The sequence below is a fragment of the Exiguobacterium sp. RM11 genome (assembly GCF_059821525.1).
Window position 1 is genome coordinate 946,033 of sequence record NZ_CM187558.1, and the last position, 16,996, is coordinate 963,028.

A 16,996-nucleotide genomic window follows, 5' to 3' on the forward strand; every position below is an offset into this window, starting at 1 on the left:
ATAAATGGAGGTCGTGAACTCGCCTTGGAGCTGTTTTCCTGAACCGAGTAGGGAAAACCGGGGTTACGCCTCGTTATCGGCGTCTCAAGTGGCAGCAATGCAACATGGGTGGTACCGCGGAGAGCTTTCAAGCCTTTCGTCCCATTTTCGGGGACGGAAGGCTTTTTATTATGCAGAGGAGGAAGAATATTGAGCTATTTTAAACATCAAGAAATCGAGCCGAAATGGCAAAAGCGTTGGGAAGAGAAAGACGCATTCAAAACGACAGAAGACCCGGAGAAGGATTGTTTCTACGTCCTTGATATGTTCCCATACCCATCAGGTGCTGGTCTTCACGTTGGTCACCCGGAAGGTTACACGGCGACGGATATCATCGCCCGTATGAAGCGGATGCAAGGATATAACGTCCTTCACCCGATCGGCTGGGATGCGTTCGGTCTTCCTGCCGAGCAGTACGCGCTCGACACAGGGAACGACCCACGCGAATTCACAGCGCGTAACATCGAGACGTTCCGCCGTCAGTTGAAAGAACTCGGTTTCTCGTATGACTGGGCCCGTGAAATCAGCACGACGGACCCGAAATACTATAAATGGACACAATGGATCTTCACGCAATTGTTCGAGCGTGACCTCGCATACGTCGACGAAGTTGCCGTTAACTGGTGCCCTGCACTTGGCACGGTCCTTGCGAACGAAGAAGTCATCGACGGCTTGTCAGAGCGTGGGAATCACCCGGTATACCGTGTCCCGATGAAACAGTGGGTGCTTCGCATCACAGAATACGCGGAGCGTTTGCTTGAAGACTTGGAAGGTCTCGACTGGCCAGAGAGCGTCAAAGAGATGCAACGCAACTGGATCGGGAAATCGGTCGGTGCCGAGGTAGACTTCAAAGTCGACGGTCACGACAAGATTGTCACGGTCTTCACGACACGTCCGGACACACTTCACGGAGCGACCTATGTGACGCTCGCACCAGAGCATCCGTTTACGAAAGTGATCACAACGCCTGAACAATCAACGGCAGTAGAAGCATACATCGAGGAAGTTTCGAAGAAGACGGACCTTGAGCGTACAGACCTCGCTAAAGAGAAGACAGGAGTCTTCACGGGCGCTTATGCGATCAACCCGGTAAACGGTGAGAAACTTCCGATTTGGACAGCAGACTATGTCCTCTCGACATACGGGACAGGTGCAGTCATGGCCGTTCCTGGACACGATGAGCGTGATTATGAGTTTGCAAAAACGTTCGACCTCCCGATTCGTGAAGTCGTCAAAGGTGGAAACTTGGAAGAGGCGGCTTATGTCGAAGACGGGGAGCACGTCAACTCAGGTAGCTTGAACGGTCTTAATAAAGCCGATGCAATCAAGACGATCATTGAAGAACTCGAAGCTGCGGGTACGGGTCGTGCGAAGACGACATACCGTCTTCGTGACTGGTTGTTCAGCCGTCAACGTTACTGGGGAGAGCCGATTCCGGTCGTCCACATGGAAGACGGAACGATGAAGACGGTACCGGTCGAAGAGCTTCCGCTCGAACTTCCAATCATCGATGAAATCAAACCGTCTGGTACGGGTGAGTCGCCACTTGCGAACGCAGAAGAGTGGTTGACGTACACAGATCCTGTCACAGGGGAAAAAGGTCGTCGCGAGACGAACACGATGCCACAATGGGCAGGTAGCTGCTGGTACTATATCCGTTACATCGATCCAGATAACGAAGAAATGATTGCGGACCCTGAAAAACTCAAACGTTGGCTTCCAGTCGACTTGTATATCGGTGGTACGGAACATGCCGTTCTTCACTTGCTCTATGCACGTTTCTGGCATAAAGTCCTTTACGATATCGGTGTCGTCCCAACGAACGAGCCGTTCCAAAAACTCTACAACCAAGGGATGATCCTCGGTGAGAACAACGAGAAGATGTCAAAATCTCGTGGGAACGTCGTCAACCCAGACGATATCGTGAAGTCACACGGCGCGGATACACTCCGTCTTTATGAAATGTTCATGGGCCCACTTGACGCGGCAATCGCATGGTCAACGAATGGTCTTGACGGGGCACGTCGCTTCCTCGACCGCGTATGGCGTTTGTTCGATCAAACGAACTTTGCGGACGTGGCACCGACTGCCGACTTTGAACGTACGTATCATCAGACGGTGAAAAAAGTCACTGAAGACTATGAAGCACTTCGCTTCAACACAGCAATCTCTCAGTTGATGGTCTTCGTCAATGAAGCGAACAAACAAGAGACGTTGCCAAAATCGCAAATGGTCGACTTCATCAAGATGCTTTCACCTGTTGCTCCGCATTTGTCTGAAGAGTTGTGGGAGAAGATGGGCATGACGGAAGAGTTGACGTATGCGGCTTGGCCGACGTACGATGAATCAAAACTTGTGAGTGACACGATTGAAGTCGTCATCCAAGTGAACGGGAAACTTCGTGCGAAAATGCACGTTTCGCGTGACGCATCAAAAGAAGCGCTTGAAGCGGAGGCACTCGGCAACGAGCGTGTCCAAGAGTTCACAGAAGGCAAGACGGTTCGTAAAGTCATTGTCGTTCCTGGAAAACTCGTCAATATCGTAGTTGGATAATCGAAAGAATGTGTGACATTGTCGCACATTCTTTTCTTTTTGGTGAGGTCATTTTCTTTTACGGTTGGTTTTGATACACTAAAGGGCGATACTGAAGTAGAAGGGGACGACATGTCCATGAAACGTTCTTATGTGCTATACACGACACTATGTGCTGTCGTGGTCGGCGTGATTCTTTGCTATGTCTTTGTCTTCTCTGACGAAGAGATTCAGCGACAGGTCGCCTCGACATTTGAAAAAATCGACATTCAAACGAGTCATCAAACGGCATCCCTCCCACCTGTGGAGGCAGCGCAAGATGACGAAGATATTGATACGACCGATGCGCTCGAGCAAATCAACCAGATCGATGAAGTGTACTATAGCGATACGATCGGGGCCTATCTCGTGCTTACCGAGCAGGCTGAATTTTTCGAAGTGAGCGGGAACGGCACACGCGTTAACTCAGTGCTTCAACTCGAAAATACGGGACAGGCGCGTCTCGATGACTTTATCGGGATGCGGATGGTCGAAGAGAACCTCGTATATGCGGTGACAGCAAACGGGACGCTCATCACGATTGAACGGGAAGAAGGGCGTTGGGTCGAACAACCACGTAAACAAATCAAAGGTCTCGTATCGGAAGACCGAATCTTTGGTCTCGGCTATGACCGAGAATCGAATCGTCTGTTCATGATGAATCGATTAGCAGACACGCCGGACCTTGAGCTCCTCTATATCGAAGAGCGTGAAATTGAACCGGAAGCGCCTGCGGAAAACGAGTTAGAAGAATCGACAGAATCTGATGATAATGTTGAAGGCACTGAAGAATCAACAGAAGAAACGACAACAGAAAACGTTTCGACGAGTGACGGTGTCTCTAGTGACACAGCCGTTGCGGAAGAAGAGGCACTTGAGAATGAACAGGATACGCCAGATGAGGCAGTCGAGGAAAAAGAACCGGAAACGGAATGGATGCTCGATTCGCGTCAAGCGTTATCGGCTGACGGGATGAGCGCCTCAATCCAGCAAAAGTTTGAGCGATTCGAAGGCGTTGGGCTTGTCGAGCGACAAGGCCGAATATACGTGCTCGACTCGGAAGAGCTCGTCCTCTATACGGTCAACCCGGAAGAAGGTACCATCAACGGTCAGATGGTGACACCTCGCGTGTATGACTCGACCGGCATGTTTTTACAAGACAATGAAATCTTTGCAATCGTCCACCCGGAAGTATTCGATTTGGATGCATTCGTTTCCGTGGACTAACAATGGGGGAAGAACAGATGAGCAAACGTTACTTTTTTGAAGAAGTGAAACAATTCCACGAGACTTTCGGACATCCAGGAGCAAAATCTCCGCAACCGTTGACACTTGATCGTGCGACAAAACGATCGGTTTGGACGGCAGAGGAAGCGGTCGTTGAATTTTTACACCAATCGTCACAGACTGAAGAAGAGTTCTTACAGGCCATCGAGCAATTCCAAGAAGGCTTCCAAAAAGCGGTCCAAAAATCATTACAAGACGCACCACCGTCAGATGATGTGGAACGCCTCGTTGGTCAAGGGGATGCGTTAACGGATGCGTTATATTTTGTGATGGGCAGTTTCGTTGAACTCGGACTTGATCCCGTTCCGTTGTTTGAAATCGTCCAGCGTGCCAATATGGCGAAGCTTGGACCGGACGGGAAACCGATTTTACGCGAGTCGGACAACAAAGTTATGAAACCTGAAGGATGGATGCCTCCGGAGCCGGAGCTCGAAAAAGAAGTGCGTCGTCAAATTGCAGGGAAAGAATAATCACAAACGGCTTGAGCCCTCATTAGAAAGGGTTTGAGTCGTTTTTTTTTGTTGTGGTCGTGACGACATCATGATACTAGATGGTATCTGAAAGGTCATAAGAGTAATTTATGGTATAATTTAACATAAGTAAACAAGTGAGGGATATTAATCATTGAGATGGAGGTTATTTAACTGAAAAAATTATTCGGTATTCTATGTTGTAGTTCAGTACTTCTGTTAGCATCATGTAGCAATGATGAAAAAACGTCAGAATCTAAAACGTCTGAGCCTGACGTTTCAATCGAAACGATAAAAATCAACGAAGAGAATGAATTGACAATCGTCCCACTCTACACCCAATACCAACAATATTTGAATGCATCCCTTGAAACAACCGATGCGGAGGAGAACAAACAGAACTTCAAGAAATATGTATTAGATTACATAGGAGAGGTCGGAGAGGAAGAAAAAATCGATACATCCCTCATCAAAACAAACTTTTCTCTGAAGCCGACGCCTCATAAGCAACAATTGCTAAAGCAACTTGATACGTTAATTGATAAACATGACGAGATTAAAGAAATTATTACTTCCACATACGCGGATTCAAATCAAGTCCTTCCTAAAAAGAAAAGTACCGTGTTTATCGCACCGTATAATCCTGAATTCTTCTACGATAGTGGGCCGATGGAAGGAGTAGGAGCCTCAGCTTATAAAGACGCCTTCATCTTGTTTCTCGATACAGATTATGACAAAGGTGTGCTAGCTCATTCGACGGCTCACGAGTACCATCACCTGATCCTTCGTGATCAAAACGAATATAACCTTAGTTCGATTCTCGAGTCTATCATCATCGAAGGGAAAGCGGATGCGTTTGCCGACCGCATTGTCAAAGGGGTAACTCCACCATGGTATGTACCAATCGATGATGCGACCATGGAACATATCGCGAGTCGAGTGAATGATTATGAAACATCCTTTAACGATTTTGTGGTGGGAAATAATCAAAAAGACATTCCGCGTTGGAGTAACTATATTCTAGGTAGGGATGTGCTCCATGAATATTTGACGGCGCACCCAGAGCTGTCGATTTCTGAGTGGACGTTTAAAGAAGACCACGAGATTTTGGAAGGTTATAAGTATGAAGGCGTTATGAAATTGGGGAATTAAGTTAAAATGAATGTCAAAAGGCTTGACCCTGTCTCATTCAGGGGTCAAGCCTTTTGATTGTGCATTAAATCACTACGATGAGACGCATGTGCCATTGCTTTATAAACAATGCTTTTACCGCTCTGTGGCCAGTGCAGCTGCGTGCGATCCGGCGCAATGTCCTGTCGTGAAAGCGGCCGTGATGTTGTAGCCGCCTGTGTATCCATGAATGTCGAGCACTTCACCGGCAAAGAAGAGACCTGGTGCCTTCTTCGACATCATCGTCTGTGGCGCAACTTCCTTAACCGAAACGCCACCACCTGTGACGAACGCTTTGTCAAAGTCGAGCGTCCCGACGGCGTGCATCTCGAACATTTTTAAACGCGTTGCGAAATCAATGACGGATTGCTTCTTCAACTGACTCGCGTCTTCTTCGCCAAATGCGAGTTCTTCTAGCAACAAGTCAAGAAGTCGCTCGGGGATATAGCCTTTCCATACGTTTTTGACGGCACGCTTCGGTTGACCCTGTACTTGGTTCCACAATTCCTGGACGAGCGCATCTCGTGACGTGTCCGGGAAGAAGTCGAGTGATAGGAGGACGACTTGTTCTTTGCTGCGTTTCCGTTCTTTAATCGTGTACTGACTGCAACGGAGTGCGATTGGACCTGAAATCCCGAAATGGGTAAAGATCATGTCGCCTTGGTGCGTCTTGATAGCTTTTCCTTTTTTGCCGTGCACCGTCAACGCGACGTCACGTAACGATAGTCCTTGAAGTTGTTTTGTTCCGATGAACGAATCGTTCAACTTGATCGGCACCTCTGTCGGAAATAGCTCCGTGATCGTATGCCCGGCTTTCTGTGCCCACGGATAACCATCACCCGTCGAACCAGTGTGAGGCACGGATTGTCCGCCGACCGCGACGACACAAGCTTTTGCTTCAATCATTTCTCCGTCCATCAGCTCGACCGCGTGAAACTCGTTTTCTTCATTAAAATGTAGCGTTTTAACTTCTGCTTTTTTTCGAATCTCGACACCGAGGTCTTCAATCGCACGAAGCAACGTGTTGACCACGTCTTGTGCCTTATCGGTCACTGGGAACATGCGCCCGTTGTCCTCTTCTTTCAGCGGGATGCCGAATCCTGTGAACAGGTCGATGATCGATTGGTTGTCGAACTGAGCGAGGGCGCTATATAAGAAGCGGCCATTCCCAGGGATGAACTGAATCAATTCATCGATTGGTTTTCGGTTCGTGACGTTACAACGCCCTCCACCTGAAATCGCTAATTTCCGACCGAGTTTAGACCCTTTATCAATTAACAAGGTCGATGCGCCGCTATTTGCAGCCGCATACGTGGCCATAAGTCCGCTTGGACCTCCGCCGATGACGATGACATCCTTCATGTAAAATCTCCTCATTTCTTCATCTATATGATTAGTAAAATTATCGTAACTTTATTATCCGTAATAGTAAGAGTATAATGAGAAGCGGTTGTTTTGTAAAACCGAATTCATATGAATAGTTGATTTATAGATGGAGGTGCCTCATGTCATCAAGCGCCAAACAAGATTCTGGAAGAGCCTCCTTCGTCAAAGGAACGCTTCTTTTATCAGCGGGAAACTTGATTTCCCGGATGTTAGGGCTGTTGTATACATTCCCGTTCCAAGCGATGGTCGGGATTGCCGGAGTGACGTTGTATCAAGCTGCATATACGTATTACGCAATCATGATCTCCATATCGACGGCAGGGATTCCTGTTGCCGTCTCGAAATTTATCGCCAAATACAATGCGCTAGGAGAGTACGGAACGAGTCAACGATTGTTCCGACAAGGAATGAAGCTGATGCTTGCGACCGGTGTCGTCGCTTTTTTATTACTCTTTTTTGCGGCACCATGGCTATCCGAGCTGATGGTCCGAAATTCGGAGAACAATCAGCAATACATTGACTCGCTCACACTCGTGACGAGAAGCGTCAGTTTTGCGTTACTACTCATCCCAGCGATGAGTATGGTTCGTGGTTATTTCCAAGGACATCAAGACATGGCTCCGACGGCAATCTCACAAGTCGTCGAACAGATTGTACGCATTCTATTCCTTCTCAGCGGGACGATGCTCGTCTTGTTCGTCTTTGCGGACTCTGACTTCATTCGACCAATCGCGAACGCTCTTGGGGGAACGCAATCCGTCGAGACGACTGAACTGAATGGATTGAAAGTCATTGCCGTCACGATTGCGACGTTCAGTGCTTTTGTTGGGGCAATCGGTAGTTTCGTCGTACTCATGATGTATTGGAAGCGTCGAAAAGACATCCATCGTCAGACGGATAATCCAGCGGGCACACCTGTCCGTTCGATGAAGTCGTTGTTACTCGAGTTGCTCAGCTACTCAATCCCAATCGTGATGGTCGGGGTATCGACCCCTCTCTATCAGCTGATTGATCAGTTGACGATGGTCAATACGTTACTCAGTTCGGGTTCGACCGTATCCGAAGCGACTTCAGCTTATGGATTTTTAACCGGAAACGCACATAAAATTGTATTGATCCCCGTGTCGATTGCGGCGAGTGTCTCGATGGCAACCATCCCGCTCGTGACCCGTTCCTTCACGACAGGAGATTTGCTGAAGGTACGAAATCAAGTCAATCATATTTTCCAAGTCTCGTTCTTCGTGACAATTCCTGCTGTCATCGGTCTCGTGGCTCTCGCGGAGCCGTTGTTTGGGACGTTGTTCCCGGGAGACCGTGAAGGATGGGTGTATTTACTTCATTATGCACCGAGTGCTTTCTTCTTAGCCTATTACTCGGTTGCGGCTGCGATCCTCCAAGGGATTAACCGTCAGTACTTCACCATCTTTGCTACATCGATGGGTCTGTTGGCGAAACTTGCCCTGAACGTACCGTTCGTCTATTGGCTCGGTGGTATCGGTGCGGGTTATGCGACGATTGCTGGATACATTGTGGCGATCGTGCTCATGGTATGGATGATTCAGCGGTCTCTACATTTCCCATACAAGCAGTTGCTTCGTCGGACCATCTTGATGTTCTTGATGGGGGCGGCGATGTTTGCGGCTGTTTACCTTTCTCTTCTCGTCACGTTGCAAGATGAAGCGAGTTGGGGAAATGACATCTTTGCGACAATCGTCGGTGTCATTGTCGGGATTCTCGTATACGGATATCTCGGCTGGCGCAGCCATCTTGCAGGGAAATTATTAGGGAAACGCTTTGAATATCGGAGGAACGGATAATGCGAATTGATAAATTACTATCGAACATGGGATATGGGTCACGAAAAGATGTAAAAATCCTATTAAAACAAGGGGCAGTACGAGTCGATGATGTGCCTGTAAAAGATGCGAAACGGCACGTTAACCCAGAATCAGAACGGGTCACCGTATTCGGGGAAGTCGTTGAATATCGTCCATACATCTATTTCATGATGAACAAGCCGGAAGGGGTCATCAGTGCGACGGAAGATCAAGTCGAGACGACGGTCATCGAGTTGATCGATCCGGAGTATGCCCATTATGACCTCTTCCCGGTCGGACGTCTTGACAAAGATACGACAGGCCTTCTCCTCATCACAAACGATGGTGCGTTCAACCATGCGCTCATGTCACCACGTAAACATGTCGACAAGGTGTATATCGCCGAAGTCGATGGGGAGATGACCGTGGACGACATCAAGGCGTTTGCGAACGGCGTCGAATTAGAGGATGGATATACGACGAAACCGGCCCGACTCGAGATTTTGAGTCGGAGCGGGCGTCGGTCGGTCATTCGTCTCACGTTGTCTGAGGGGAAATATCACCAAGTGAAACGAATGGTCGCGGCGGTAGGCAAACACGTCGAGCGATTAGAGCGTGTTCAAATCGGTGAGCTAGAACTCGATGAGACGCTTGAGCTCGGGGCATATCGTGAGTTGACGGAAGAAGAAGTTCAATTGTTTCTCCAATAATTAATGAGGTGAGAGGGAATTTGTCCAATTGGGCAGATTCTCTTTTTTGCGTAAAAAGCTCTGATTTTCGATTATATCTTTTTGAAAATGTCATCAAAATCATCACGCCAAGAGTCAACCAACCAATCGTTATATTTATGATACAAAAGGACAAGTGGTTCAACTTCATTTGAACTTATGATACAACCTCGATCATCGTACATATAAAAAACGATGTTCTTTTCGGTGCTTATAAAGTATACAGTTTGTCCAATCGAAGGGTCTCTTCCTTGCTCGTAATTTCCTATACCTCTAAGGATTTTCTCGTAAGAGATTGACTTTATCTGCGAGGATACAAATTTCGCTTTATATTCATGTTTGATTTCTATAATTTCCCCTGTTTTTTCGTCTATATCTTCATCTAATTCGAATAACGTTTCTTCTTCAATCTGTTGCTTCATGAATAAAGCATACAAATATTCGGGAGTGGTATTCCCGAACATGATGTCCTCTGTTTCGTTCCAATCCTTGATAAAGACATGGATGTAATCATCAGATTGAAACACTTCCTCGAACAATGTTGTCACTCTTTTTACCACCTGCTCTATTCTCTCATCCGTTCCGTTTTTATACGGTTCGCCGAGTTCGAATCTTAGATGGACTTCTCCAGATAGGTTTGGAAAATGATTATCTATGTACTTCATTATTTCTTCTTTCACATCATCACCTCATCTTGAACATTTGATACAATCCAAAACCACAAGACCTTCTTTCATAAAAAAGAGACCTGAATGTCAGGTCTCTTGAATCTACATATACGTTTCAATTTGCCGTCTTGAGTGAACGTTTCGATGAAGTCCACGTGCCACGGCTAGGGCTCTCCACAAGATTATTGTACTCAAGCACGTTCAAATCACGTTGCACAGTGCGCGACGTAATGCCGAACTCTTCTACTAGTTCTGAAGTGGTAACTGTCTCCCTTTCATTGATGAACAAATAAATGGACTTGATGCGCGTTAACATCCGATCTGTTGAGCCTTTCATTGGATAACCTCCCAATGTGTAGAATAATGATAAACCATACCTACAGACGACAAAATGAAATATAAAATTGTTATTTTCTAAAATTACACCTTTAGTATACCGCTCCTGTACAAAAATGCAAGTAGAAAGCACGAACAATCTGTTTGTAAAGATTTGATTATGAACGTAAATATCGAATGAAGATTGTTTTTTTGTATTTTAAACAACGTCAAACACGAACGAAAAAAACTTTCCTAAATGAATGTTCGTCTTTCATTCATTTGGATATACTAGTAAGGGAGAGAACATTCGCAAAAGGGGAGATGAACATGAATTGGAGACAAGAAGTCGACAATCGTAAAGATGCATTTTTAGAAGATTTAAAAGGATTACTACAAATCCCTAGCGTGCTCGATGAATCAAAAGCCGCACCGAACATGCCATTCGGGCCAGAGGTTCGAAAAGCGCTCGATTACATGTTTGAGCTTGGTGAGCGAGATGGCTTTAAAACGAAGGACGTCAATGGATATGCGGGACACTTGGAGTATGGGGATGGTGAGGATATCGTCGGAATCTTATGTCACCTTGATGTCGTCCCTGCAGGTGAAGGATGGACGTATGGTGCGTTCAATCCGACGATTACATCGGACGGAAAAATCGTCGCTCGCGGAAGCAATGATGATAAAGGACCATCGATGGCTGCTTACTATGGTTTACGCATCGTCAAAGAGCTCGGGTTACCGCTCTCGAAACGTGTCCGCCTGATCGCAGGTTGTGACGAGGAGAGCGAATGGCGCTGTGTCCGCGAATACTTTAAACAAGAACAGATGCCGACATACGGCTTTGCACCAGACGCAGACTTCCCAATCATTAACGCGGAGAAAGGGCTATATGACGGTGTGTTGACACAACTTCCGATTCAACGGGCACCAGAGTCGGCGTACCACCTCCTATCGTTCACGAGTGGGGAGCGTCCGAATATGGTTCCGGACTTCGCGAAAGCTGAATTGAAAACAGACGAGGTACTTGAAGACAAGTTCGAGGCTTATCTTGAAAAATATGAAGCGGACGGGACATGCGTGTATGACCGTGGCACATATACGTTCACGATGAAAGGGAAAGCGGCACACGCGATGGAACCGGATAACGGGATCAACGCGGCATACGTCCTCGCTGGATTCTTGTTGCACCTTCCTCTCGATATTCAAGGGGAACGCTATATTGAACTCGTTCGTCATGTGTTTGCCGATTCTCGCGGGATTTCACTCGGGATTGAGGCGAGTGACGAGACAGGTGATTTGACGATCAACGGTGGTGTGTTCCGCTATCACGAAGATGAGCGCACGGCTACGGTCAATATTCGATACCCTTATACGGCGAAGTTTGAAGAGCGGTTGCAAAACCTACGTGAAATCGCGTTGTCGCTCGGTTTCGAATTGAAGACGCGTCAACATATGCCACCGCATCACGTGGCTGAAGATCATCCGCTCGTGAAGACGCTCGCTAGTGTGTACGAACGTCAGACGGGGGAGCATGCGAACTTGATGGCAATCGGTGGGGGAACTTACGCCCGTTCACTCGAGGCAGGTGTCGCATTCGGTGCATTGTTCCCAGGCGCTAAAGATGTGGCGCATCAGGTCGATGAATATATGGAGATAGAAGATTTATTACGCGCTGCAGCGATTTATGCTGAAGCGATATACGAGCTCGCTAAATAAGAACCGTGGAGAGCTGACTGATGTAGTCGGCTCTCTGTCCTTTAGGAAGGAAGTTATCATTGAATTCGCAAAAAAGATTGTTTCAATCTGTGTACGTCGCCATTTTCTTCGCACAAGGGGCATTGATCCCTTACATGGCTTTATATTTTTCACAAGATCAATTCGGACTGAGTCCTAGTCAGGTCGGAAATATCGTGGCCATTCTCCCGATTCTCTCGATTGGGGTACAACCACTTTGGGGAATGTTGACCGACCGCACCGGGCGGGTGAAGGCGTGGCTCATGTTAGCGATGTTAAGCGCAGCCCTCATTTCGTTTACTTTTTTAGTGGCAACTTCATATGTATGGATTGTGATGCTCATGGTGATTTGGTCTGTATTCCAATGTGCACACATTCCGCTCGTCGATATGATGACACTCGACTATACGACACGTTCAAAAGTGGATTATGGAGCGATTCGTTTGTATGGGTCGGCAGGTTTTGCCATCGCGGTGTTTGCGATGGGGTGGATTTCCGATTCGACGTGGGGATTAGCCAGCACATTTGTGTTGAGTGCGGTTCTCCTTATCATCGGAAGCGTGTTCGTTCGAATGATTCCGGAAAAGAGCTCGATTCGTGACGTCACGTTAGCTCCGATCTCATGGACAGCTGTGTGGAATAAGTCCTTCTTATTCTTTCTGCTCGGGGGCATGCTCGTCTTCGGACCAATTTATGCGAACAACTATTATTTTGGATTGTACGTGACAGGTAGCGGGGGATCGACGACGCTCGTCGGAACACTATTCCTCGTCGCGGTTTTGTTTGAAATTCCCTTCATGAAAGTGGCGTCACAATTTGTAGAACGCTTCGGCAGTGTCCCGGTACTCGTCGGGGCGGCAGCCATCTCGGCCATGCGAAATGGAATCCTTGCATTGGAGCCACCCATTTGGGTTGTTTGGCTTCTGGCGATTGCACAAGGTCTCGTCGTCGGACTTTTAATTCCGGTCGCGCTTCAGTTCGTCCGGAAACTTGTCGACCGTCAAGTCTCTTCAACGGCAATCGGTGTTTACATGGCGTTGACTTCAGGACTTGCGACAGCGGGATTCAACAAGTTGAGTGGTACAATCATCGAACTCGATGACATCATCGGCGTATTTTGGATGTATACGATCGTCACGGCAATCGGGGCAGTGATTTGGATTGGACTGTCACGTCGCGCACTGAAAGGATGAATCAGATGAGCACGCATTATTTTATTGCGATTCCAATCGAAGCGGCCGAACTCGCCGCTGTGCAACAAGCCATCTTACCGTATTACTCGTATCGGCGAATTTATCGACCGGACGAGTTTCATTTGACGATACAATTTTTAGGGGGGATCGATGGTGAAGAGCTGGATGAAGTGAAAGAAATCACTAGAAGAATCAGTCAAGAAACCCTTCCGTTCACGTTGACGTTTCATGCCATCGACCATTTCGGGAGAGCGGACCGTCCACGCGTGTTGACGATTGTACCTGATGCGTCAGATGCTCTTCAGCGATTTGCGACGGCGCTGCGTCAAGAGCTCGTCGCATTGATTCCGAATTTAGACCGAAAAACATTCGTCCCTCATGTCACTCTCGCAAAAAAGTGGGACAAAGGGGAACGGATTGCTTACGTCCCACCCGAGTTCAACGTAACCGAGTCGGTGGAAGAAGTGATCCTGTATGAAGTGCAGCCGAATCAGACTCCGTCCTATAGGGCGATTGAAGTATTTCCGTTAAGACGGCCAGAGGAGGACATATGGCAATCCCGGTTAAAATTTTTGACGTAATCTCAAAATATGAACGTGATGTATTAGATCAATACAATCGCTATTTAGAATATGTAGAAACCGATACGGCCCGATTGCAGCGTCTTCATGAAAACAATCGACTGAGTCCGGTCGAAATACTTGAGATCGACCGGCCGTGGTGGAAATTTTGGGCGAAGTCGGAACGGATTGAACTAGAACCGAAACCACTCGCCGAATCACAGTATCAGAAATTACTTCGAGAGCGCCGACACATTCAAAAACTGCAATTTGCTTGTGAAGGGGTGCTTGAGGCAGATTTACCACATTTGGCATTCACGAGAGATTTTGCATATCGCGTGATGCGTTCCGAATGGAATGAACGACACTTCTTCTTTTATCGTCCCGTCATTGAGTGGAACGGTGCGACCGTTGAATTAAGTCATGTCCTTGTCGGTCCGACTCATCTCTATATCGTAGAGTGGCTCGAGGGAGACCGAAGCATCTATCACATATCGAAAGAGAAGACGTGGGTTCATCAACCGCTGAAAGGGGAAAATACTCGTGTAGTGAACCCGCTCATTGCGTTGACACGCACCGAAGAACTTGTTCGACAAATTGTACCGAACTATGCGGGTGTCCTTCAAAAAGTCGTCATTGCAGCAGATGGTTATTTTGATAATGTTCCGAGCGTTCGAACGACGCATTATGTGGGACGAAATGAGTATAAAGAATGGATGAAACAAGTGAATGGGCGCGCACCGATTGTAAAAGCGCAGCAAGTTCGCGATGTCGCTACATTGTTAGAAGTGACAGCCAAGATGCCGTTTCGTCAATTTATGGATCAGTGATTGAGAGGAAGGGACGCATATGCATCATACACCAGATCAAAAGACGGCCTCGCATGTAACGATTGAGAGCGCGTCTTTCGTATCATTTGAGACCATACAACTTGAGATTGTGCGCGAATATGAATCCGTTCCAGTACAAATTGAACAGAATGGACGCCCGATCGACTACATGGTCGAACAACAACATGTGACCGAATCAGGGATGATTGAACAAATTCTGCGACTATATGAACCTATTTCTTTAGAGATGATGTATACGGTGTTTCATCCGGGACAAAAGACGACGGTCATCGTTCCACGAGAAATTGTACGCTCCGAAGAGTTCGAGCGTCGGTTCTCATATGATGGACCACTCGGTGTGTCATTTACACCACACGGGATGGAAGTGACCGTATGGTCGCCTGTCGCACTCTCGATGTGGATTACCGTCCATGACGACATGAACCACCGTGAACTCGAACGCTTCCATATGCATCGCGGTTCTCGCGGGGAATGGAATGGAGAAGTGCCAAAAGCGTTCGAAGGGATGCTATATCGTTTAGAAGTAAAGACGCCCGTCGATACAAGACAAGTCGTTGACCCTTATGCGAGAGCCGTTAGCTTGAATGGAGAGTACGGGGTATTGATGGACGTTGAACGATTTGTGAATGAACAAGTCGAACAAGCTCCACGTCCACCTCTTTGGAAAGCGACCGATGCCGTCATTTATGAACTGCACATCCGAGACTTTACAAGCCACCCCTCATCGTTGAGTCAATTGAAAGGACTGTACGGTGGGGTGTCTGAAAAAGGAGTTCGGACGAAAGCAGGCAATAGTGCCGGACTCGACTATTTAAAAGAACTTGGTGTGACGCATGTCCAGTTGCTCCCTATCCATGATTTTGGGAGTGTCGATGAAGCGACACGCATGCCGTATAACTGGGGTTACGATCCGATTCATTGGTTCAGCCTTGAAGGAAGTTACGCCTCTAGCCCGGATGTACCGATGAGTCGGGTATTCGAGTACGCGTCACTTGTCGCGGACCTTCACCGCTCAGGTCTTCGTGTCGTCACAGACGTCGTGATGAATCACATCTATATTCGTGAACATTCACCGCTCGAGGCCCTCGTCCCTTATTATTATTTTCGGTATGAGCATGACGGGACGGTCGCAAACGGGACCGGTGTCGGAAACGATACAGCATCGGAACGTTATATGATGAGGCGAATGATTGTCGACTTCGTCTCATACTTTGCGACAACTTATCGAGTGGACGGATTCCGTTTCGACTTGATGGGAATCCATGACGTCGAGACGATGAATCAGGTAAGAGCCGCCCTTGATAAAGTTGACCCGTCCATCCTTGTGTATGGAGAAGGGTGGGACTTGGCGACACCGCTCGGGCAGTCCTTAAAGGCGACTTCGCAAAATGCAGCCCGAATGCCTCGTATCGGACACTTTAACGATATGATTCGAGATGCCCTAAAAGGTTCGACCTTCAATGACCGAGAACGTGGATTCATTTCAGGAAATGAGTGGCGAGAATGGGAGCTCCGTGAATGTCTGACCGGGGCCGTCCATATCCCGAACGTGACGGTTGGACGTTTCCCGAGTCCGACGTATTCAATCAACTATGCCGAAGCCCATGACAATTATACGATTTATGACAAATTACAGTTGTCGTGTGAAGGGGTTGATGAAGCGACTCGCCTCGCAATGCAGCGACTCGCCAATGCGGTTGTCATCACGTCTCAAGGGATCCCGTTTATCCATGCGGGTCAAGAGTTCGGTCGAACGAAGCACGGCGTGGAGAATAGCTATAATTCACCAGATCACATCAATCATTTCGATTGGGACTTACGCGATGCGCGAATCAGTGAGATCGAGTATGTGAAGACGCTATTGAAACTGCGACGACTGCATACATGCTTCCGTTACGATTCACGTCAGGAAGTCATCGATCATTTCACATTCCTGCCGTCGCCCCCGGGCGTCATCATTTATGAACTGACGGCGAGCCACTCGTATGACGCTTGGCAGCGGGTACGCGTATATATTAATGGAACGTTCGAAAAACTGTCATTCGAGAGCGATGCGAAATGGAACGTCTACGTTCAGGGGGAGACTGCTAGCCTCATCCCAATCGAAAGAAACCCGTCACACATTCAAGTCGAGTCGTTGTCAATGACGATTCTCGCGTGTTAAGATGTTGATTGTATCTCTTTAATTCAAGTAAGATTTGAGC

Annotated in this window: 14 protein-coding genes and 1 other annotated feature (1 of these 15 cut by a window edge); of the genes, 11 read left to right on the top strand and 3 right to left on the bottom strand. The window is 47.6% G+C overall.

The window, feature by feature from the left end:
* Nucleotides 1–147: a binding site (T-box leader), on the top strand; it begins 69 nt to the left of the window's first position.
* Nucleotides 148–189: 42 nt separating this feature from the next.
* The 4 genes from leuS to AC5LIL_RS04985 all read left to right on the top strand — a co-directional run bounded on the left by leuS (nt 190) and on the right by AC5LIL_RS04985 (nt 5,519).
* The gene (gene leuS, locus AC5LIL_RS04970; RefSeq protein WP_214782110.1) at nt 190–2,592 is read left to right on the top strand and encodes a leucine--tRNA ligase; all 2,403 of its coding nucleotides are present in this window, start codon (nt 190–192) and stop codon (nt 2,590–2,592) included.
* 117 nt (nt 2,593–2,709) lie between these two features.
* A complete protein-coding gene (locus tag AC5LIL_RS04975; RefSeq protein ID WP_499825116.1) occupies nt 2,710–3,837 on the top strand; it encodes a hypothetical protein in 1,128 nt (375 codons plus the stop codon).
* Between the two features lie 17 nt (nt 3,838–3,854).
* Nucleotides 3,855–4,367 (top strand): pyrophosphohydrolase domain-containing protein, encoded by a 513-nt coding sequence (locus AC5LIL_RS04980; protein WP_214693364.1) that lies wholly within the window; start codon nt 3,855–3,857, stop codon nt 4,365–4,367.
* A gap of 315 nt (nt 4,368–4,682) precedes the next feature.
* A complete protein-coding gene (locus AC5LIL_RS04985) occupies nt 4,683–5,519 on the top strand; it encodes a DUF2268 domain-containing putative Zn-dependent protease (RefSeq protein ID WP_337874809.1) in 837 nt (278 codons plus the stop codon).
* Between the two features lie 114 nt (nt 5,520–5,633).
* Here the strand turns inward: AC5LIL_RS04985 and AC5LIL_RS04990 are convergent, their stop codons facing one another.
* Nucleotides 5,634–6,899 carry a BaiN/RdsA family NAD(P)/FAD-dependent oxidoreductase gene (locus tag AC5LIL_RS04990; RefSeq protein WP_499825117.1) on the bottom strand — a complete coding sequence of 422 codons (1,266 nt, stop codon included), beginning with the start codon at nt 6,897–6,899 and terminating at the stop codon, nt 5,634–5,636.
* Between the two features lie 143 nt (nt 6,900–7,042).
* Between AC5LIL_RS04990 and AC5LIL_RS04995 the strand changes: the two genes are divergently transcribed.
* The gene (locus tag AC5LIL_RS04995; RefSeq protein ID WP_499825118.1) at nt 7,043–8,740 is read left to right on the top strand and encodes a putative polysaccharide biosynthesis protein; all 1,698 of its coding nucleotides are present in this window, start codon (nt 7,043–7,045) and stop codon (nt 8,738–8,740) included.
* Nucleotides 8,740–9,450: a pseudouridine synthase gene (locus AC5LIL_RS05000; protein ID WP_214874571.1), complete on the top strand. Its 711-nt coding sequence runs from the start codon at nt 8,740–8,742 to the stop codon at nt 9,448–9,450. Before AC5LIL_RS04995 ends, AC5LIL_RS05000 begins: the two co-directional genes overlap by 1 nt.
* 71 nt (nt 9,451–9,521) lie before the next feature.
* On the opposite strand, the gene AC5LIL_RS05005 is transcribed toward AC5LIL_RS05000, so the two are convergent.
* Together AC5LIL_RS05005 and AC5LIL_RS05010 are read right to left on the bottom strand one after the other, a co-directional pair.
* On the bottom strand, nt 9,522–10,148 hold the full coding sequence (locus tag AC5LIL_RS05005) for a DUF3885 domain-containing protein (protein WP_499825121.1): 627 nt from the start codon (nt 10,146–10,148) through the stop codon (nt 9,522–9,524).
* Between the two features lie 103 nt (nt 10,149–10,251).
* Nucleotides 10,252–10,473: a DeoR family transcriptional regulator gene (locus AC5LIL_RS05010; protein WP_074033475.1), complete on the bottom strand. Its 222-nt coding sequence runs from the start codon at nt 10,471–10,473 to the stop codon at nt 10,252–10,254.
* A 308-nt stretch (nt 10,474–10,781) separates the two neighbouring features.
* On the opposite strand from AC5LIL_RS05010, the gene pepV reads away from it, so the two are divergent.
* From pepV to pulA, 5 genes are read left to right on the top strand one after another with little or no spacing between them, the layout of a single operon-like run.
* Complete coding sequence (gene pepV / locus AC5LIL_RS05015; protein WP_499825122.1) at nt 10,782–12,170, top strand: dipeptidase PepV; 1,389 nt, start codon at nt 10,782–10,784, stop codon at nt 12,168–12,170.
* Nucleotides 12,171–12,229: 59 nt separating this feature from the next.
* A complete protein-coding gene (locus AC5LIL_RS05020) occupies nt 12,230–13,381 on the top strand; it encodes an MFS transporter (protein ID WP_499825123.1) in 1,152 nt (383 codons plus the stop codon).
* A gap of 5 nt (nt 13,382–13,386) precedes the next feature.
* Complete coding sequence (gene thpR, locus AC5LIL_RS05025) at nt 13,387–13,962, top strand: RNA 2',3'-cyclic phosphodiesterase (RefSeq protein WP_499825124.1); 576 nt, start codon at nt 13,387–13,389, stop codon at nt 13,960–13,962.
* A complete protein-coding gene (locus AC5LIL_RS05030) occupies nt 13,932–14,771 on the top strand; it encodes an NERD domain-containing protein (protein WP_214693346.1) in 840 nt (279 codons plus the stop codon). The genes thpR and AC5LIL_RS05030 overlap by 31 nt, the downstream gene beginning before the upstream one ends.
* A gap of 19 nt (nt 14,772–14,790) precedes the next feature.
* Nucleotides 14,791–16,956, top strand: coding sequence for a type I pullulanase (gene pulA, locus AC5LIL_RS05035; protein ID WP_499825127.1), 2,166 nt, complete (start codon nt 14,791–14,793; stop codon nt 16,954–16,956).
* Nucleotides 16,957–16,996: the final 40 nt, after the last annotated feature.